This is a genomic window from Mesorhizobium sp. M0119, from assembly GCF_040322615.1.
In the GTDB taxonomy this organism is placed as follows: domain Bacteria; phylum Pseudomonadota; class Alphaproteobacteria; order Rhizobiales; family Rhizobiaceae; genus Mesorhizobium.
This window is the reverse complement of sequence record NZ_JAMYTU010000004.1, coordinates 122073-142533: the sequence shown is the minus strand read 5'-3', so window position 1 is coordinate 142533 and position 20461 is coordinate 122073. Positions and strand designations below refer to the sequence as shown.

Below are 20461 nucleotides of genomic sequence, written 5' to 3'. Positions count from 1 at the left end.
AGGGAAACTTTCACTCGACGAAAACCTTCACACTGGCCGCGCGTCCCGCCGCGTCGATCACGGTCAGGGTCGAATAGCCGGCGCCGTCCGGCTGCCAGGTCGCGGTGCGCCGCCGGTCGATGCCGACCAGCGGCTTGCCGTTGGCCAGCCAGCGGAATGGTGCGCGGCCGCCCTGCAGCTTGAGCACCAGCGGCGAGGCATCGGCCGAGGAAGTGCCGAGATCGACGCGGGCGCCGTCGGGCGGAAAGATGATGGTTGGCGCAGGTTCGGTCGGCGTCGCCTGCACCAGCCCATCGGTGCCGGCGCCGAAGCGCGTCAGCGTCCCCGGTAGCTCCTCGCGCTTCGGACGCCGGACACCGGCCGGCTGGCTTGGCAGCGGCACTGCGGCCAAACCGGAACGGACAAAGCCTTCGAACAGGATGGGCGCGGCCGAGACGTAGCCGGACAGGCCAGGCACCGCGCCGGCATCCGGGCGGCCGACCCAGACGCCGAGCACGTAGCGGCCGTCGAAGCCGACCGACCAGGCGTCGCGATAGCCGTAGGAGGTGCCGGTCTTGTATGCAATGCCGCGTTGGGCGGCACCCTGGGGCGGCTTGACGCCTGACAGGATGTCGGTGATCTGCCAATTCGCCTGCCCGTCGAGGATGGTGGTGGTCGAGCGTTCGGCGTTCGCCGGCTCGGTGCCGTCATGCAGCGTGTGTGCCTTGCCGCCATTGGCAAGGCCGGCATACAGTTGAACCAGGTCGCGCAGGGTCACCCCGACGCCGCCGAGGCCGATCGCCAGGCCGGGCGCTTCGTTGACGGGCAGGATAGGCGTCACATCGGCCTGGCGAAAGCGCGCCATCAGCTGGGCCGGGCCAACCGCGTCGAGCACGCGGATCGCCGGCACGTTGAGCGACAATTGCAGCGCCTGCCTGATGCTGACATCGCCCTGATAGCCCATGTCGAAGTTCTTCGGCCGATAGCCGGAGAAATCGGCGGGGCTGTCCTCGATCAGCGTCTCCTGCGCCACCAGGCCTTGTTCGAAGGCGAGGCCGTAGATGAACGGCTTCAGCGTCGAGCCAGGCGAACGAACGACTTTGGTCATGTCGATCCAGCCCGAACGGCTGGCATCGAAGAAATCGGCAGAGCCGACCTCACCAAGAATATCGCCGGTACGGGCATCGGCCAGCACTATGGCCACCGAGAGGCGAGGGCCGAGCCTGGCGGCGGCATCCTTGGCCACCTGCTCCAGCCCTTCCTGGACACTCTTGCGGATCGTCAGTTGCAGCTTCTGGCCGCCGGGGATGGCCTTGGGCAGCATCGTATAGGCGGCATGGGCAGCGAGCGCCGGCAAGGTGCGCCGCAGTCCCGACACATCGTCGAGCGCGGCTCTCGCGGCCTCACGTTCGCCGAGCAGACCTGCCGAGACCATGCGGGTCAGCACCCGGTCGCGTGCGGCATGGGCGATTTCGAGATTGCGGTCGGGGCGCCGCTTTTCCGGCAATTGCGGCAAAGCGACGAGCAGGGCCGCCTCCGAGACCGTCAGCCGCTTCGGCTCCTTGCCGAAATAGGCGAGCGAAGCGGCGCGCACACCTTCAAGATTGCCGCCATAGGGCGACAGCGTCAGATAGCGTTCCAGGATCTGGCGCTTGGAAAGCCGCCGTTCGATTTGCAGGGCGCGCAGCATCTGCTTGATCTTCGAGCCGAGGCTGCGGCTGTCGCGCGGTTCGATCAGCCGGGCGAGCTGCATCGACAGCGTCGAACCACCGGAGACGATATGGCCGCTGGTCGCGAACTGGCCGGCGGCACGCGCCAGTGCCAATACGTCGATGCCTTGATGATCCCAAAAGCGCTTGTCCTCATAGGTGACCAGCATGTCGACGAACTGCTTGTCGACCTGGTCCAGGCTGGTAGCGAGCCGCCAGTAGCCGTCCGGCGTGGCGAAGGCGCGCAGCAGCTGGCCGTCACGGTCCTGCACCTCGGTCGAGACCGTCAGCGCAGCCGGCAGCGGCGGCGGAAAGGCGCGGTCGAGCTGCCAGAGGGCGGCGGCGGTGATTGCAGCGAGACCGGCGAAGGAAATGCCCGTGACGGCCGCTCGGCGCAGGAATTTTCTGGAGAGCATGGCGCCGCCCCTCATCCGCCTGCCGGCATAACGGCCCTTCGGGCGTTCGTCGTTCGAAAAGCCAAGCGATTGGCTTTTCGTCCGCTACGCGGACCACGCCTCACCTCCCCGTTTAGTGACGGGGAGAAGGGGGCTGTCGCGACCCTTGGCGCCTTTTCTGCGACGTTAGAGTTCGGCGAAAACTTCGGCGCATGCCTCTTTCTCCCCGTCTCTATACGGGGAGAAATGCCCGGCAGGGCAATGAGGGGCAGCGCTATCGCCATGTTCCCGTTCGTCATCTTTGCCTACGGCGCCTTGACCTCCATCATGCCGGTGGCGGTGCGGGCCGAATATTGCGGCCGGTACATGTCCTCGATCGTTGCTGCCGGGTGGGCGTAGGTGCCCGGCGTCACTGCGCGCACGACGTAGGCGAGCGTGATATTGCGGTCGCCGTCGCCGTCGTTCGGATTGAACGCCGCGACGAAACGGTCGTCGCGGAATTCGAGATGGGCGGCATCGGTCTGCGCCAGCCAGGAGAAGTTCGTCAATTGGGCGCTGGAGACCAGGCCCGGATTGTCGATCTCGAAGCCGGCCGGCAACAGGTCGGTGATCAGCAGCCGCGAAGGCCAAGTGTTCTGCTCGTAAACCTTGAGCACGACGACATAGCGTTCGTTCTGCTTGACCTCCGTCACGTTGGCCCCTGTGCCGTCGAGCTTGTAGTAGGTACGGCTGATGGTAAAGCCGTTGCCGCCGGCCGGCAGAGGCTGGATCGGCGAGGCCACAGTGGTGACGACCGCCTGCAGCGGATTTCTGCCGGTATTAACGATGGTCAGCGGACTGTCGGCCAGGTCGCTGCCGGCGATCTGGTCCGAATAACCGCCGGCGTGCGGTGCGCCGTTGACGGTCAGCGCGATCGAATCATTGCCGGCCTTCAGCGCGCGGGCCGCCAGCAGCATCCAGGACTCGTCCTGCGTGCTGGTCCACCTGGCGTCGGCGCGTTCCCTGGTCACCAGTTGGATCAGCGCCGGCACGATGGTCGGCACCGGCTTGCTTTCCGCGGCAAGCGCCAGGATCGCCGCGCCGTCACGCAGTGGCGAGCCATAGTCGGACCGGTAATAGTCATATTCGGGCGTCGACTTGGCCAGTTGCAGCGCGGCCTGGAAGGTTGCCTCCGAGCGCTGCGTGTCACCGTAGAGCGCGAGAGACGCCGCCAATTGGGCGACGGCCATCGGGCTGGTAAAGGCTTCGAGCTGGGTGTCGGCATGATAACGCAGATCGCCGACCGAAGCCTTCTTGTTGCGGGCAAGCACATAGAGCGCATAGGCGATCTCGCTGCCGCGATCCTGGACGTCCTGATCGTAGCCGATCGCGTTCTGCAGATTACTCAGCGCCTGGTTCATTGCCAGGGCCGGTACGTCGTACTTCTGCTCGCGCGCCCGGGTCAGGAAATCGGTGACATAGGCGTCGAGCCACAGATCGCCGGAACCCGGACCCCATAGGCCGAAGCTGCCGGCCGAGGCCTGGTAGCTCAGCACCTTGTAGATGGCGTCCTGGACGCGGCCATGCAGATCGGGGTCGCTGGCCATGCCGATACCGGAAGCCATCTCGTTGACGTAGAGAAGCGGCATGGCGCGGCTGGTGGTCTGTTCGGCGCAACCATAGGGATAGCGGTCGAGCGTCATCAGCAGCGACGGCACATCGAAGGCAGCCGCCTGCGAAACGCCGACGCTGACCGAAGCGCCATCGAGCAGGCTTGCCGCCAGCAGTTCCTTGTCGACGCGCAGCGCGCCGCCATCGCCCTTGAGGTCGACGACCATGCGGGTGGTCACCGGCAATTGCGCCGGCCGCACCGGCACATAGAGCGTCTGCTCGACGGCGGTGCCGTCGGCATGCGCAAGCTTGATGGTGATCGAGGCGTCGCCCGCGGTCTGCGCAATCAACGGTACGGTCAGTGTCTGCCGCTTGCCTTTGGCCAGCGTCAGCTTTTCAGGCAAGGCGGCACTGCCGGTAGACAGGTCGCCCGTCGTGTCGATGGTCAGCTTGTAGTCGCCAGCGGGGCCGTCGGTGTCGGCGACGTCGAGCCGCATGACGGCGGAATCGCCGGGCGCCAGGAAGCGCGGCAGGCCGGCGGTGATTACCACCGGATCGCGAACGATGACGTCGGACTGGGCATGGCCGACCGCTTCCTTGGTCCAGGCGACGGCCATGACGCGCACGGTGCCGTTGAACTGCGGAATTTCGAAGTCGATCCGCGCCCTGCCGTCGGCGTCGAGCTGGACCGGGCCGGAGAAGAAGGCGACCAGCTTTTCGGTCGGCGGACTGCCTTGCGACTGCATGTTGGCGCCGTCGCCGCCGGTGCGCAGCTTGCCGGTTGTGCCCAGCGAGCCGTCGATCAGCCGGCCATAGATGTCGCGAACCTCAAGACCGAGCATGCGCTGCCCGAAGAACCAGTTCTCCGGATCCGGTACCTTGTAGTTGGTCAGGTTGAGGATGCCGACGTCGACGGCCGCGACCATGACATAGGCGTTGGTGCCGGGCTGCACGCCGGCGACGGCGACCGGGATCGACAGCTGCTGGCGCGGCATGGTCTTGTCCGGCGGCGCCAAGCTGACGGCAAGCTTCCGCGAGCCGGGATCGAGCTTCAGCCATTTGACGCCGATGGCGCGGGCCGGCATGCGTGTCTCTTGCGCATCGCCCGGCCTGAACAGCGTTGCCGTGACGTAGGCGCCGGCGCCCCAGTCGTCGCCGACCGGGATGTCGACGGTGCTGCCGCCTGCCGGCACGCTGGCGGTGACGGTCTTCAGGAGCTTGTCGGCGCCGATGGTGACGAGCAGCTCGCCGGCAAAGTGCGGCGACACTTTGAGCTTGGCCACTTCACCCGCCGCATAGGTATCCTTGTCGAGGGCGATCTCGAGCCCGTCGGGCGTTTCGGTGGTGGTGGAACTGACATACCAGCCGGCGTCGAACTCGTAGCTGGTGGCCGGGCCTTCCGGATCGGCTGTCTCGATCTCGAGCCGGTAGCGGCCCCAGTCGACCGGCAGCGACATGGTAGCCTCGCCATCGGCGCTCAGGTCGACCTGGCCGTTGGCCACCGCCTTGGTGAAGGTGACCGGCTCATAGTTCCAGGAGTTGCTCGAGCGGTACCACTGGTAGCTGCGCTCGACCTTGACCAGCGACCACTGCGCGCCCTTCAGCGCCTCACGCTTGCCGTCTGGGTCGACGGCGATCAGGCTGAACTTGGCCGTGCCGCCCTGCGGCACCTCGTCGTCGTCGAAATCCGGGCGGATGCCGATCATGTGGCCCTGCGGGCGGATGCCGATGTTCAGCGAGCGCTCGATCGCACGGCCACCGGTTTCGCGCATCCTGACCGTGACCTTTGCATCGACCAGCTTGGTGGTCGACGGCAATTGATCGACGGAAACCGGGAAGGTCGCCTTGCCGTCCTCGCCGACCACCGGCAGGCCGGTGAAGGGCGTCACCGTCGGTTCTGCCGACTGTTCGTCAGCCAGACCGAAGGAATAGCCCTTGAAGCGGTCCCAGTCGCGGCCGGTCGACAGCGTCAATTCGCCTTCGAGCGCCAGGCCCGCGGCCGGCGCGCCATAGAGAAAGCGGCCGTCGACGGTAATGTTGGCGGTCTCGCCCTGGGCGATCTCCTGCTTGTCGGAGGACAGGTCGAACTCGATGCGATCCGGGACGAAGTCCTCGACCAGGAACATCTGGCTGGCGACCGCTGCCTGCTTGGGATCGGTATGGATCGCCACCGTCCAGGTGCCGCGCATGGCGTTGGGTTCCAGCGGCAGGTCGACCGCGTGACCGCCGGCCGATGCGCCGTCGCTGACGATGCGGCGGTCCTCGACGCCGTCGGGCCGCGAGAAGATGAAGGTCAGCGGCAGGTTCTCGACCGCCTTGGCGGCACTGTCGCGGGCAAGAGCCGCGACATGGACGTCCTCGCCGGCGCGGTAGATGCCGCGCTCGGTCCAGGCATAGACGTCGAGCGCGCCAGGCGCCGGCCGTCCGGCGACGCCACGGTCGGACAAGTCGAAGCCGGCGCGGCCCATATCGAGGAAGACGAAATCGTCGCCGCCCTGTTTGGCCATCAGCACGGCCGGCGCCATGCCGCTGTCGCCGCGCGTCAGGCCGGGATTGAACACCGCCCGCCCTTCCGCGTCGGTGGTCGCGGTGCCAAGGATTTCGTTGTTCCTGGCCAGCAGCGTCAGCTCGGCGCCGGCAATCGGCTTGGCGGTTGCGAGCGAACGGGCAAAGACGTTCAGCCCATCCTGTCCGGTATAGGTCGACAGGCCGATATCGGAGACGACGAACCACTGCGTGGCGTGCGAATCATAGTCGTCGCTGCGATCGTTGACGGCTTGTGCGGTCAGCACATAGACGCCGGGCTTGCGCTTCGGCAACGCCTCGTCGATGGGGAAGGAGGTGGTGACTTCCTTGTTGAGGTCGTTGGCGATGTCGAGCTGGCCTTGCCAGACCGGTTCGCCCATCTGTTCGGAGATGTTCGAAATGTCGTAGCCGTCAAGTTGGCGCAGGAACTGATATCCCGACAGAAGCTGGGCCAGCGAGCGGTCGCCGATGCGGAAGAGCTTCATTTCGGCGGCATTCATGTTGACGGTGACGACCGGTATGCCGCGGCGTGCGCCGGCGGGCAGCACGAAGCTGTCGCCGGTGAAGCGAGCCGAAGGCGCGCGGTCCTGCACGTAGATCGACAGAACCACCGGTGCCGCGGTGACCTCGCCAATGGCGGCCGGCAGGCCGGCGCGGAAGGTCACGTCATAATGTTGGCCGTGCTCGAGCCCTTCGACGCAGATCTGCTTGTCCTTGGCTTCGACGCCCTTGGGAGCGGCGTTGTCGACGGTGACGAACTGGGAATAATCGACGCCGGTCTTGACCAGCTCCTCGGAGAACTGCGCGCAGATGCGTGGCGCGCTGGTGTCGGCATCGACGGTATGATCGATGACGCGGAAGCCCTTGCGGGCCTTGAGATCCTGGTAGGCGGCCCTGACTGCCGGCGAATTGACCAAAGCGAGGCTCGACTCGTAGGCCTGCAGGGCCGGCCTGTAGAGATCGCGGCGATCAAGGCCGTCCCCGAGCAGCGCCAGCACGTCGGCGCGCGTCTTGGTGGTACGCAGCAATTTGTAGGCGTTGAAGGCGGCGGAAGTGGCGTTCGCCGGCAGCGTCGACGGCTCCGAACTGTTGGCGGTCGGATGGACGGCAAGCGTTTCGCGCGCCAGCTCGAGCCAGAGCTGGCCATCATCAGGTAACACCGAAACCGCCGCCTCGTATTTGTGCATGGCCGAGCGATGATCGCCCGTCAGCGCCGACTGTTCGGCGGCCGCCCTCAGCGCCGTCAGCCCCTCGGTCGGCTTGGTGTAGGTCGGGCCAGTGAGCTTGTTGCGGTATTGCTGGGCCTGGTCGGCCATCCAGTTGGGGAAGAAGGCGAGCTCGGGTGGCGCGCCGATGTCGGGATCGCCATCGATGTTGACGACCTTGCCGGCGACGGCGCCGCCGAAGGGCTTCAATGAATTGTAATCGGATTTAAGGAAGCACCATTTGGCCTTGAGGTTGTAGGTGAAGGCGCGGCAGGCCGGGTCGCCGAGGCAGGTGGTCTTGCACTGGTCGAGGCTGACATTCTGGTCGGATCTGAGATCGAAACCAAAATAGTCGGAATTGTCCGATGTCACCACCCGCCGGGCTTCGGCCGCTTGCGCGACCCCGCTCCAGGCGAAAAACAGAAGGAAAAGAATCGATAGACCACGAGCCGCGCGCATTGCCATAAACCCCTCCAGACAAGTGCTTACGTCCAGAAATGTTCAAGCTTCAATCGCGCTTGTCAACATCAGGACGCGGCAGGATCCGCCTGCCAACGGTTTGCTTTCCGGCCGGTGACCGGTAGTAGCTCCATAGGACAGGGGATCACGCTTTCTTGCGGCGACGCAGAAGGTGTGAGTTCCAAGCCCTGTCTATTTCAGCAATTGGATTGTGGCCCCTTTACGAGTGCTTCAGAACTTCATTCCAATTTTAGGTTTGCGAACTAGGCTAGGAGCGTAATGCCGGCGTATAAAAGGCAGATGTCGGGAGGAACCGCGCCACGGCGCGCGCTTTCGCGCGCCCTGCTTTTCGCATTGTTGTGCTCGACGGCACTTGTTGCCGAAACCGGAAGCGCTGCCGCCTTCGAGATTTTCGGCATCAAACTGTGGGGATCCAAAGACGAAGATGCCGACATCGTCGACCCGCTGCGCTATGCGGTGACGATCGAGGCGCCGGACGCCGACAAGGATCTCGCCGAGAAGCTCGAAAACGCCTCGGCGCTGAAAGCCGACGAGGAACACCCGGTATCAGGTTCGCTGGGTCTTTTGGCCAAGGCGCGCAGCGACCGTGAGCAACTTGTCGCCGCGCTCTACGCGGACGCGCGCTACGAGGGTGTCGTCACCATCACTATTCAGGGCAAGCCGCTCGACGATCTGCCACCCGATGCCGAGTTTTCCGGCCCGCAGCCGATTCCGGTGGTGATAAGCATAGCAGCCGGGCCGAAATTCACGCTTGGCAACATCAGGCTGAAAGGCGATGCAGCGGGGCTGGCAAGTGCCGATTTCGGTCTGATCGCCGGCGGTGACGCCAGTTCGGGCGCCGTGCTCAAAGCCGAGGCGGCGATCGTGCGGGCACTCAAGCAAGAAGGCAGGCCGCTGGCCAAGGTGACGAGCCGCGAGATCGTCGCCGAGCACGCCGGTTCGACGCTCGACGTGACGCTTACCGTCGCGGCCGGGCCGGTCGCCGGCTATGGCGACACCACTGTCGAGGGCGCAGAAAAGGTCGACCGCGACTTCACCGAATATATGACCGGCCTTAAGCGCGGCCGCCAATATTCGCCCGATGAGATCGACGATGCGCGCGACCGGCTGCTCGGGCTCGAGGTCTTCAACAGCGTGACGGTGAAGGAAGCCGACGTCCTCGACGCTGAGGGCAACGTCCCGATCGGTGTCCAGGTAAGCGAACGCAAGCCGCGCTATTTCGGCATTGGCGGCAGCTTCTCAAACACCGAAGGGCTGGGCCTCGAAGGCTATTGGGGGCACCGCAATCTGTTTGGCCGCGCCGAAAAGCTGCGCATCGACGGCAAGATCAGCGGCATCGGCAGCAACGACTTGACCCAGCTCAATTACAATGCCGGCGTCATGTTCGAAAAGCCGGGCGTGGTCGGGCCGGCGTCGAAATTCATTGCCAGCGTCAATACCGTGCTGGAGCACCCCGACGCCTACGACCATTTCTCGGTCAAGGGCAGCACCGGCCTATCCTACGAACTCGACAAGAAGCAGACGGTTTCCGCACAAGTCGCGCTGGATTATTCGAGGATCCACGACGCTTTCGGCAAGCACACCTATCTGATCGCCAGCATTCCGCTGCAATATGTCTACGACAATCGCGACAGCAAGCTCAATCCGACCCGGGGCTTCAGGGTGCTGGCCTATGCCGAGCCGAGCTACGACATTTTGAGCGGGGCTGCCTTTGTCAAGCTGAAGGGCGAGGGGTCGGCCTACCAGTCGCTCGATTCGGCCTCGAAATTCGTTTTCGCCGAACGTGTCGCCATCGGCTCGATCATCGGCGCCGGTCTTCAAGATGTTCCGGCCGACCGCCGCTTCTACTCCGGCGGCGGCGGCTCGGTGCGCGGCTATGCCTATCAAGGCATCGGCCCAAAGGACAGCAACGGAGAGCCGATCGGCGGGCTTTCCTTCTTCGAGACCTCGGTCGAAATGCGCATTGCGGTCACCGACAAGATCGGCGTCGTGCCGTTCGTCGATGCCGGCACCGTGTCGACCAGGCAGGTCCCCGATTTTTCGGACATGAAGGTCGGCGCGGGTGTAGGCTTGCGCTATCTGACGGCGTTCGGGCCGCTGCGCATCGACGCGGCAGTGCCGCTCAACCGCGGCCCCGACGATCCTCATTTCGGCATTTATGCCGGCATCGGCCAGGCATTCTGATGGCAATATTCAGGCGCATCCTCCGTATCCTTTTCTACACGCTGCTCATCATCGCGGCAGCGGCGGTGGGGGCGCTTGTCGTGCTGACCAAAACCGAGGGCGGCCGCGAAAACCTTGCCGGCATCATCTCGACCATGGCCTCGACCGGTGATCGCAAGGTCACTGTCGTCGGCATCGACGGCATCTGGTCGGGCGCGCTGAGGGTCGATCATGTCGTTCTGGAGGATCGCGAAGGCGCCTGGATGGTGGCGCGCAAGGTGGCTGTCGACTGGTCGCCGCTGGCACTTCTGTCGAAGAGCTTCAGCGCCGATCGCATTGGCGCCGAGCGTATCGAGTTGGCAAGGCTGCCGGTGGCCAGCACACAGCCGAGCCAAAGCGGAGCGACGACGCTGCCGGTTTCCATCGACGTCAAGCAGCTCGACCTTCCCGAAATCGCGCTCGGGCAGGCTCTGGCCGGCAGCGGGGTCGCCGAACTTACAGCCAAGGGAGCGCTCAAGGCGGATGCCTCGCCATTGGCGATCGAGACCAACCTCAACATCGTTCGCCACGACGGCAAGCAAGGCACGGTCGACGCCAAAGCCCATTTCGCGCCGGCCGACAACAAGCTCGACCTCGACCTTAAAGCATCCGAGCCGGCCGGCGGCATCATCGCCAACCTGCTCAACCTGCCGGGCGCGCCGCCGGTCAACATTGTCGTTTCCGGCACCGGACCGCTCGCCAACTGGAATGGCATCGGGACCTTCGTTGTCGACGGCCGGATCGTCACCCAGCTTACCGGTCGCCATCAGCTCACCGACAAGGGTCATTATGTCGAGGCCAATGGCGATGGCGAATTCGAGCGCTTCCTGCCCGAAACTCTGAAACCGCTGTTTGCCGGCAAGACCAGCTTCGACCTCGCCGGCACAGCGACCGCGGCCGGCGGCGTCGATGTCGAGCGCGCCAATATCGACAGCGGCGCCATGCACGCTACCGCCGCCGGCATTGTCGATCCGAACGGCGCCAGCGATCTTTCTGTGAAACTCGCGGCGAAAGGGCCGCCGATCGTGCTCAGCCTCGGCAGCGAGGCACAGCCGATAACCGTGGCGATCAAGGATGCCACGGCCCGCGCTTTCGGCGATGGCAAGGCGCCGATGGTGGACATCGGCGCGTCGCTGGTCTCGGTGGTGGCGGGCGGCACGCGGGTGGACGACCTGATCGGGCAAGTGCATTCCGATGGTTTCGACATCCAGAACCGTAGCGGGCCCGTCACCATCAAGCTGACGGCGGCCGGCCTGAACACCGACGTCGCGACTTTGGCGCCGCTGGTAACGGGCAGGGTCAGCGCCGGTCTCGCCGGCTCGGTCAGCAAGGAACAGATTGTCGTCGACGAAGGCACGCTACGCAGCGACGCGCTCAATGCGTCCGTAACAGCCACAGTGGCGCTTGCCGATCTGTCGATGACGCTCAAGATGAATGCCGACGCGGCTTCGACGGCGCTACCGCCGCAGATCAGCTCGGTTCTCGGCCAGCGGGTGCAGTTTTCCGCAACCGCGACACGCGACCCGGACGGTGCGTTCGCCGCGAACGCATTGCAACTCACCTCAGGCACGCTTAGCGCCAGCGGCACCGCCAGTGCGCAAGGCACCGATATCCGGGCCGATATCAAGGGCACGCTGGGCGACGTGTCGGTGCTGTCGCCGCTGGTCGGCGCCAAGGTCGGCGGCGCCGTCGGTTTCGCGCTGACCGCAAGCGGCGCGCGCAGCGCACCGGATTTCTCGGTTTCGGCCAACAGCGACAGCCTGACGGCGTCCGGCCATGCGGTGAAGCAGATCAAGCTGAGCGCGAGCGGCAAAGCCGATATTACCAGTCCTGCCGCCGATGTCTCGCTGACCGGCTCGGTCGACGACCAGCCGCTCGACCTCAAGGCATCGCTGGTCACCACCGACGGCAAGCGCTCCATCAATGGACTTGCCGTTTCACTGGCCGACAACAAGGTCTCCGGCGACCTCGGGCTCGACGACAACCTGCTGCCGCTCGGCACGTTGACCCTCGATGCCGCGGATATTGCTCCCCTGGCCACACTCGCAGGCCAGTCGGTAGCCGGCGACGTGCGCGGCACCATCCGCTTTGCGAACGACAACGGAGCGCCGACGGTCGCGATCGATGCGACGAGCGCCGTGATTTCGCGCGGCGAACTGGCGGCGAAGACAATCGCCGTCAACGCGCTGGTCGCCAACTATCTCAAAGCCCCGGCGATCTCCGGCAAGATCAAGGCCGACACGATCACCTCCGGAACTACTGTCATCAGCGGCATCGATGTCGACCTGAAGCGCGATGGCGACTGGACCGGCTTTAGCGGCGGCGCCACGGTCGGCGGAATTCCGGCCAGCTCTACCGGACGGGTCAGGGTTGCGAACGGCATCACCAGCATCGAGCTTGCCTCGGGCGAGGCGAACATCCGCGGCATCAAGGCAGCTATCGCGCAGCCATCGGCGCTGACAATCGCCAATGGCGTGGTGAGCATAGAGAAACTGGCGCTCGGTGTCGGCGGTGGTTCGATTGCCGTGTCGGGTACGGCTGGCCAGACACTCGATCTCGCTGCCACCTTGTCGGCGGTGCCGGCAGCGCTTGCCAATGATTTTTCACCGGGCCTCGATGCCGTGGGCGCGCTCAGCGGCACCGCGCAGGTCACGGGATCGTCGGCTGCCCCCGACATCCGCTTCAACGCCCGGCTCAGCGGCGCCGAAACCAGCCAGACCCGGCAGGCTGGGCTCGGGCCGCTCGATCTCGATGCGGCAGGCCGTTTCTCGTCGGTCAGCGGCCTGGCCATCGAGCAGGCGACGCTTGCCGGCGAGAAAATCTCCGGCAAGGCAGCGGGCACCATCAATCCGAACGGCGCCAGCGATTTCTCGCTCGACCTCGCATCCACCGGCCCGAGCCTGCCGCTTTCGCTCGGCAGCAAGGCGAGCCCGATCAAGCTCGAGCTGCAGGCACTGTCGCTGAAGGCGGCCGGGCAGGGCACCCAGCCGAAGCTCGACATCTCCGCAACGCTGTCATCGGCCGCCACCAATCTCGCTAAGGTCGAGGGCATCACGCTTGCGCTGCACTCCGATCGCTTCGACGTGAAGGCCCGGAGCGGGCCGATCTCCGGCTCGGTGATCGCCGAAAAAATCGGCCTCGACAATCCGACCGTCGCGCCGCTGATCGCCGGCAAGGTCACCGCCAAACTCGCCGGCAGCCTTGCCACCGATGCCATCGTCATCGATAGCGGCACGGTGACCAGCGACGCGTTGAACAGCGGCTTCAACGGGCGGGTCTCGCTGGCCAACGGCGCTATCGACCTTAATGTCAATGCGGATGCCGCCTCGGCGGCACTGCCGGGGGCGGTACGTGGCGTGCTTGCCGAGCGAACGCAATTCAGTGCCGCGCTGAAGCGGGACGCCAACGGCAATGTCACCGCCAACGCCGTCAGGCTGTCGTCCGGTTCGCTGACGGCAGACGGGCAGGCGAGCCTTGCCGACAACAAGCTGAGCGCCGACGTCAAAGGCGCACTAGGCGACGTCTCGCTGCTATCCAAGGATGCCAAAGGCGCCATTTCTTTCGCGCTGAATGCGCAAGGCGCCAGTACCGCGCCGGATCTGTCGCTGACTGTCAACAGCGACAGGCTTTCAGTGGCCGCGCGTGAGATCACCGGGCTGAAGCTCACCGCCACCGGCAAGGCGGACGCCGCGAACCCGGCGGCGAATGTGCAACTCACCGGAAATGTCGGTGGCCAGCCACTGCAGGGCAGCGCCGTGCTGGCGACATCGGACGGCAAAAGCGCCATCAACGGGCTTTTGCTGTCGCTGGGCAAGAACCGTATCTCCGGCGACCTGGCGCTCGACGATGTCTTCGTGCCGGCCGGCACCGTGGCACTCGACCTGCCCGATATCGGTCCGCTTGCGGCCCTGGCACTGGAAAAGGCCGATGGCGATGTGCGCGGCACGATCGCCTTCTCCAAGGCGGGCACGGTGCCACAGGTCGCTGTAAAGGCGACAACGGCCTCGATCTCGCGCGGCGATGTCTCGGCCAAGGCCGTGAGCATCGATGCGCTGATCGCCAACTATCTGGCGGCACCGGTGATCTCGGGCAAAATCCGTGCCGATAGCGTAACTTCCGGCGGCACGGCTATTCGGGGCGTCAACGTCGATCTCAAGCGCGACGGCGAATGGACCGGCTTTTCCGGTGGCGCCTCCGTCAAGGATATTCCGCTGAAGGCCGCCGGCCGGGTCAAGGCGGTCAAGGGCACGACGACGGTCGAACTTGCCTCCGGCGAGGCGACCATCCGCGGCATCAAGGCGGCCATCGCCCAGGCCTCGACCATCAACATCGCGAATGGAGTGACCAGCCTCGACAGGCTGGTGCTCAATCTCGGCGGCGGCACGGCGACCGTCACGGGCAAGGCTGGGCAGGCGCTTGACCTCAACGCGGCGCTGGCCCGCGTCCCGATCTCGATAGCCAACAGTTTTTCGCCGGGCCTCGATGCCGCCGGTTCCATCTCGGGCACTGTGAAGGTGACGGGTGCGCCGGCCAATCCGGCCGTTGCCTTCAAGATCGACGCCGCAGGCGTTCAGACGTCGCAGACCCGTGGTGCAGGTTTCGGCGGCATGGGCGTTTCATCCTCAGGTACGTATTCGGGCAACAGACTGACCTTCGACGCCAACATGAGCGATGCCGCCGGCCTCGGCCTCAAAGGCGGCGGCACGATGACGACATCAGGCGCGCCCACCCTTGATCTCAACTTTTCCGGCAAGGTGCCGTTCGCCTTCCTCACCAGGACCCTCGCCGCACAAGGCCTGTCCCTGAGCGGCACGGCCGACGTCGATGTGCAAGTGCGCGGCCCGGCGACGTCGCCGGTGATCTCAGGCACGGTCCGCACGTCAGGCGCCCGCCTGCTCGACGCGCGCTCGGGGCTTGCGATCAACGACATCACCGCCGATGTCGCCATCGGTGGCGGCGTGGCCAGGATCAATCGCCTGACCGGCACGCTGTCGACGCGCGGCAGCCTTTCGGCCAGCGGCACCGTCGGCATCGATCCGGCTAAGGGTTTTCCGGCCGATCTGTCGATCAAGCTCGTCGACGGCCGCTATACCGACGGCAAGGTGGTCACCGCCAATCTTGGCGGCGACCTGACCGTCAAGGGACCGCTCACCTCCGCGCCGGTGATTTCCGGTACCGTCAACCTGGCCAAGACCGTCATCACCGTACCCGAAAAGCTGCCCGGCTCGCTGGCCGAGCTCAACGTCAAGCACAAGAATGCGCCGGCCGCCGTGCGTGCACAGGACAAGGCGTTGCGCCCTGCCGCTGCAAGCAACGGCAGTGGAGGCAGCGGCCTCAACCTCGACGTCACGGTCAATGCGCCGAGCCAGATCTTCATCCAGGGCAGGGGCGTCGACGCCGAGCTCGGCGGTTCGCTGCGGCTGACCGGTCCGGCATCGTCACCCCAGGCGGTCGGCACCTTCACCTTGCGGCGCGGGCGGCTGACGATTCTTGCCAAGCGGCTGACCTTCACCGAAGGCACAGTCGGCTTCTCCGGCTCTCTGGTGCCCTACCTCAACCTCACGGCGCAATCGAAGACGACCAGCGCCACCGTGACCATCGTGGTGTCGGGCGAGGCGAACAACCCGAAATTCACCTTCTCGTCGGTACCTGCGCTGCCGGAGGACGAGGTGCTGGCGCAGCTGATCTTCGGCCGTTCGATGTCGAACCTGTCGCCGCTGCAGATCGCGCAGCTTGCCGAGGCTGCCGGACAACTGGCCGGCGTCGGCGGCTCGACCTCCCTGCTGCAGAACCTGCGCAGCGCGATCGGCGTCGACGATCTCGACGTAATCACCGACGAACAGGGCGGCACCGCCGTCTCGGCGGGCAAGTATCTCAACGACCGCACCTATGTGACGATCCAGAAGGGCGACAGGCCGGGCTCGGGCAAGGCAACCGTCGATCTCGACGTGGGGCGCGGCGTCAAGCTGCGTGGCGAGGCAACCGACGCCGGCGAAGCCAAAGGCGGTGTTTTCTACGAACGGGAATATTGAAACCAGCCGTTCGCGCAGAACGGTTGCTTGTCCGAAGAACGCGCGACGCAGCCGCGAATGTCCCAGTTTAATCGCCCGTTGAGATTTCGGACGAAATCCCTGGCGCAGTAGCAAATTTGCGCCAAGACTGTCGTTATCGCGCGAACCGCCCTGCTTTCAAAGTTGCACATTCCTTGGCATGTTCCCAATCCGTGCCGTCTTTGACATCATGGCGCGAATGCGGAATGTTAAAAGGCAGAAAGCCAACAATGGGAGTTATTCATGACGATCTACAAGAGTAACGGCGACCGCGTTCCCGATCACATCCTGGCCATGGCCGAAGACGCCAAGGCAGGCAAGATGGATCGTCGCGAATTTCTGGCTCTCGCCAGCGTCTTCGGCGCGTCGACTGCGATGGCCTATGGCATGCTTGGCCTCGCAGACCCGACGCCGGCCAGGGCGGAAGAGGTCCAGGGCAAGAAAGGCGGCGTATTGAAGGTCGCGCAATGGATCAAGGATCCGAAGGATCCGCGCAAGTCCGACTGGTCGGAAATCGCCAATGCCGAGCGTCAGGCGCTCGAGCCGCTGGTCAAATATACCACCGAATACACATTCCGCCCCTATCTGCTGGAGAGCTGGGACGTGAATGACGACGCTACCGAATACACGCTGCATGTGCGCAAGGGCGTCACCTGGAACAACGGCGATCCGTTCACCGCAGACGACGTCATCTTCAACCTCAAGCGTTGGGCCGACAAGAAGGCCGAAGGCAATTCCATGCCCGGTCGCCTCGGTTCGCTGGTCAAGGACGACAAGCTGGATGAGAGCGCGGTGACCAAGGTCGATGACCACACGATCAAGCTGACGCTCAGCAAGCCGGATATCGCCCTCATTCCCAACGTGTGCGACTATCCCGGCCTCATCGTCCACAAGACCTTCGACGAGAAGGGCGGCGATTTCAAAGCCTGCCCGATCGGAACCGGCCCGTTCGAGCTGGTCTCCTACGATGTCGGCCAGAAAGTGGTCTACAAGCGTCGTGAAGACAACAAGTGGTGGGATGGCGAGGTCTTCCTCGACGGCATCGAGTTCATCGACTACGGCACCGATCCGGCGGCGATGGTCAGCGCTTTCGAAGCTGGCGAAGTGCACACCAATTTCGAAACCTCGGCCGACTATGTGTCGATCCTCGACGGCATGGACCTGGCGAAGTCCGAGGTCGTCACCGCCTCGACGATCGTCTGCCGCACCAATGTGACCAACAAGCCTTACGGCGACCAGAAGGTTCGCAACGCCCTGCAGCTCGCGGTCGACAACGCTGTCGTCCTCCAGCTCGGCTACGGCAATGCCGGCACGGTTGCCGAGAACCACCATGTCGCCCCGATCCATCCGGAATACTACGAATTGCCGAAGGTTGCTCGCGACCCGGCCAAGGCAAAGGCGCTGATGGCGGAAGCCGGCCAGGCCGATTTCGAGCACGAACTGATCACGGTCGACGAAGACTGGCACAAGAACACCGGCGATGCGATCGCCGCGCAGATGCGTGACGCCGGCATCAAGGTCAAGCGTACGGTGCTGCCGGGTTCGACCTTCTGGAACGACTGGACGAAGTATCCGCTGTCGATGACCAACTGGAACATGCGGCCGCTCGGCGTCCAGGTTCTGGCGATCGGCTATCGTACAGGTGAAGCCTGGAACGAGACGGCCTGGTCGAATCCGGAGTGGGATGCCAAGCTCAACGCTGCGCTCGCGGTTGCCGACGCAGCCAAGCGCAAGGAAATGATGAAGGATATCGAGCAGATCCTGCAGGATTCCGGCATTATCATCCAGCCTTATTGGCGCAAGCTCTACAGCCATTCGGTCAAGGCGGTGCAGAACTACAAGATGCACCCGACCTTCGAGCGCGACTACGGCAAGGTCTGGCTCGACCAGGCCTGACCGGACGATCCGGAAAGGGGCGTCTCGCCCCTTTCCCTCGCTCTTTGCATGGTCCTTGGACCGGAAGTCGGCGCAGCAAAAAGTTGCGGACTCTTCGGCCTGGGTCTGCAATAAAAAGGGTATTGCATTTGGGACTGATCTGAAGGCTTGTTCTGCCGCTGACGGCAGGGCACGGTCTCCAAACCGGTTCCAACCCCCAACCCGACCGGCAGGGGACCGCCATGCTTTCTTTCGTAATCAGGCGTCTCGGCACCATGGCATTGACGATGCTGTGTCTGACGATGATCGTCTTCTTCCTGGTCAATCTCGGGCCCAATCTGAAAAAGCTGGCGATCAGCCAGACCGAAATGCACACCTCGGCCGAGCAGCTTGAAGCTTGGCTGGTCAACCATGGCTATCGGCAGAATTTCTTTGTCCGCTATGGCCAGTGGCTGGGTGTGGTGCCCAAGCAGCCCGTTACCGACCCGGCGACCGGCAAGCCGGCGCAGCGTTTCTCCTTCTGCAACGATCCGGTCGTGCCGACATTCTCCGGCATCCTGCAGGGCGATTTCGGCTGCTCGACCAAGTTCAAGACGACCGTCGCCTCAAAGCTCTTTCCGGCGCTCAGCGCGACCGGCATACTGATGCTCTGCGTGCTTGCGGTTATGGTGCCCGTCTCGCTCCTGATCGGCATTCTTGCCGGCATGCGCGAGGGCTCACGCACCGACCGCACGTTGTCGGTGGCTTCGATCGCCTCGACGGCGACGCCCGAATATGTTTCGGGCGTCATCTTCACCGTCATCTTCGCCTCCTGGCTCGGCGTGCTGAACGGTTCGGCGGCCTCGGCCAGCCAGGGCATCACCTTCTACAATTTCACCTTGCCGGTGATGACGCTGGCGATCTACGGCATCGGCTACATCGCCCGCATGACCCGCGCCTCGATGGTGGAGGTGATGACACAGCAATATATCCGAACCGCCCGGCTGAAGGGCCTCTCCTTCGGCAGCGTGGTGATAAAGCACGCTCTGCGCAACGCGCTGATCGCACCGTTCACCGTCATCATGCTGCAGTTTCCCTGGCTGCTCACCGGCGTCGTCATCGTCGAGGTGATGTTCCGCTACCAGGGGTTCGGCTACACGCTGGTCGAGGCCGCCGGCAACAACGACATCGATCTTCTGCTCGGCTGCTCGCTGGTCTCGGTGTTTATCGTCCTGATCACACAGCTCATCTCCGATGTCGGCTACGCGTTCCTCAATCCGCGCATCAGAGTTCAATAGGAGACCGGCGGATGCAGGTCGAATATCTCAGCGCCTTCAACGTCGTACTCGGCGTGCTTACCCGCTTCTGGCCGGTCTGGATCGCTCTCGCCCTGGTGATGGGGGCGAGCTTCGGCTACAAGAAGAAGCTTGGCCTTTACGGCCAGCTTTTCGACAGCGGCGTCGGCATCGTCGGCGTCGGCATCTGCCTGTTCTGGCTGTTCACGGCGATCTTCGCATCGACGGTCGCGCCCTTCGATCCGCTCGCCCAGGTGCCGATTATGAAGGACGCGCTGCCTGGCGCAATCGATCCGCAATCGGGGCTCGCCTATCTCTTCGGCGGCGACAAGCTCGCCCGTGACGTGTTCTCCCGAATGGTCTATGGCAGCCAGATCGTGCTGATCATCGCGCCGGCGGCCACCGGTTTTGCGCTGATGGTAGGCATCACGCTCGGCCTGCCGGCCGGCTATTATGGCGGCAAGATAGATACGGTGCTGTCCTTCCTCGCCAACCTTGTGCTGGCCTTCCCGGTGATTCTGCTGTTCTACCTGCTGGTGACGCCGGGCATCATGGACACGCCGATCCCCTACGCGATGGCCGGACTGTTCTTCCTGTTTCCGATCATTTTCTTCAGCGTGCTGTTCTGGACGCGCTACAAGAACCGGCCCGACCGCCTCTATATCCTGCTTGGCTTGACGTTGGTACTTGGCGGCTGGATCTATGCCGGCCTTGTCTTCGATGCCGATCCGTTCAAGATCATCCACATCGATCCCAACCAGCTCAATATCTTCGTGGCGGTGGTGTTCGCCTCCAGCCCGGGCGTGTTCCGCATCGTGCGCGGTCTGGTCATGGATATCAAAACGCGCGACTATGTTGCGGCGGCGCAGACGCGCGGTGAGTCGCCCTGGTACATCATGCTGTGGGAGATATTGCCCAATGCGCGCGGGCCGCTGATCGTCGACGCCTGCCTGCGCATCGGGTACACCACGATCCTGCTCGGCACGCTCGGCTATTTCGGGCTGGGACTGGCGCCGGAAAGCCCGGACTGGGGCACGGCGATCAAGGATGCCAGCCGGCTGCTGCGCTCCTTCATCCACCCGGCGCTGCCGCCGACGATCGCATTGATGTCGTTCGTGCTCGGCCTCAACCTCCTGGCGGATTCGTTGCGCGAACAGTCGATGAAAGATTGATACC

The 20461-nt window shown here is 64.4% G+C and carries 7 protein-coding genes; 5 read left to right on the top strand and 2 right to left on the bottom strand.

Translation table 11 applies throughout. The annotated features are described in order from the left end of the window. Window positions 1-10: 10 nt before the first annotated feature. Together pbpC and NKJ40_RS05670 are read right to left on the bottom strand one after the other, a co-directional pair. Window positions 11-2104 (bottom strand): penicillin-binding protein 1C, encoded by a 2094-nt coding sequence (gene pbpC / locus NKJ40_RS05675; RefSeq protein WP_352465236.1) that lies wholly within the window; start codon window positions 2102-2104, stop codon window positions 11-13. Between the two features lie 284 nt (window positions 2105-2388). Next, complete coding sequence (locus NKJ40_RS05670) at window positions 2389-7869, bottom strand: alpha-2-macroglobulin family protein (RefSeq protein ID WP_352465235.1); 5481 nt, start codon at window positions 7867-7869, stop codon at window positions 2389-2391. A 273-nt stretch (window positions 7870-8142) separates the two neighbouring features. Here NKJ40_RS05670 and NKJ40_RS05665 point away from each other — a divergent pair, with 273 nt between their 5' ends. The 5 genes from NKJ40_RS05665 (at window position 8143) to NKJ40_RS05645 (ending at window position 20457) form a co-directional block, all read left to right on the top strand. Continuing rightward, entirely contained in the window at window positions 8143-10068 is a 1926-nt protein-coding gene (locus tag NKJ40_RS05665; RefSeq protein WP_352465234.1) for an autotransporter assembly complex protein TamA, read from the top strand. Continuing rightward, on the top strand, window positions 10068-16118 hold the full coding sequence (locus NKJ40_RS05660; RefSeq protein ID WP_352465233.1) for a translocation/assembly module TamB domain-containing protein: 6051 nt from the start codon (window positions 10068-10070) through the stop codon (window positions 16116-16118). The genes NKJ40_RS05665 and NKJ40_RS05660 overlap by 1 nt, the downstream gene beginning before the upstream one ends. A gap of 261 nt (window positions 16119-16379) precedes the next feature. Then, window positions 16380-18032: an ABC transporter substrate-binding protein gene (locus NKJ40_RS05655; RefSeq protein ID WP_352465232.1), complete on the top strand. Its 1653-nt coding sequence runs from the start codon at window positions 16380-16382 to the stop codon at window positions 18030-18032. A 221-nt stretch (window positions 18033-18253) separates the two neighbouring features. Further along, window positions 18254-19288 carry an ABC transporter permease gene (locus NKJ40_RS05650; RefSeq protein ID WP_352465231.1) on the top strand — a complete coding sequence of 345 codons (1035 nt, stop codon included), beginning with the start codon at window positions 18254-18256 and terminating at the stop codon, window positions 19286-19288. A gap of 11 nt (window positions 19289-19299) precedes the next feature. Beyond that, window positions 19300-20457, top strand: coding sequence for an ABC transporter permease (locus tag NKJ40_RS05645; RefSeq protein WP_352465230.1), 1158 nt, complete (start codon window positions 19300-19302; stop codon window positions 20455-20457). The last annotated feature ends 4 nt before the right edge of the window (window positions 20458-20461 follow it).

Bases quoted from the DNA above. Each gene is read 5' to 3' on its own strand.
- NKJ40_RS05660 (WP_352465233.1), top strand. From the start codon at position 10,068: ATGGCAATATTCAGGCGCATCCTCCGTATCCTTTTCTACACGCTGCTC.
- NKJ40_RS05650 (WP_352465231.1), top strand. From the start codon at position 18,254: ATGCTTTCTTTCGTAATCAGGCGTCTCGGCACCATGGCATTGACGATG.
- NKJ40_RS05645 (WP_352465230.1), top strand. From the start codon at position 19,300: ATGCAGGTCGAATATCTCAGCGCCTTCAACGTCGTACTCGGCGTGCTT.
- pbpC (WP_352465236.1), bottom strand. From the start codon at position 2,104: ATGCTCTCCAGAAAATTCCTGCGCCGAGCGGCCGTCACGGGCATTTCC.
- NKJ40_RS05670 (WP_352465235.1), bottom strand. From the start codon at position 7,869: ATGGCAATGCGCGCGGCTCGTGGTCTATCGATTCTTTTCCTTCTGTTT.
- NKJ40_RS05665 (WP_352465234.1), top strand. From the start codon at position 8,143: ATGCCGGCGTATAAAAGGCAGATGTCGGGAGGAACCGCGCCACGGCGC.
- NKJ40_RS05655 (WP_352465232.1), top strand. From the start codon at position 16,380: ATGACGATCTACAAGAGTAACGGCGACCGCGTTCCCGATCACATCCTG.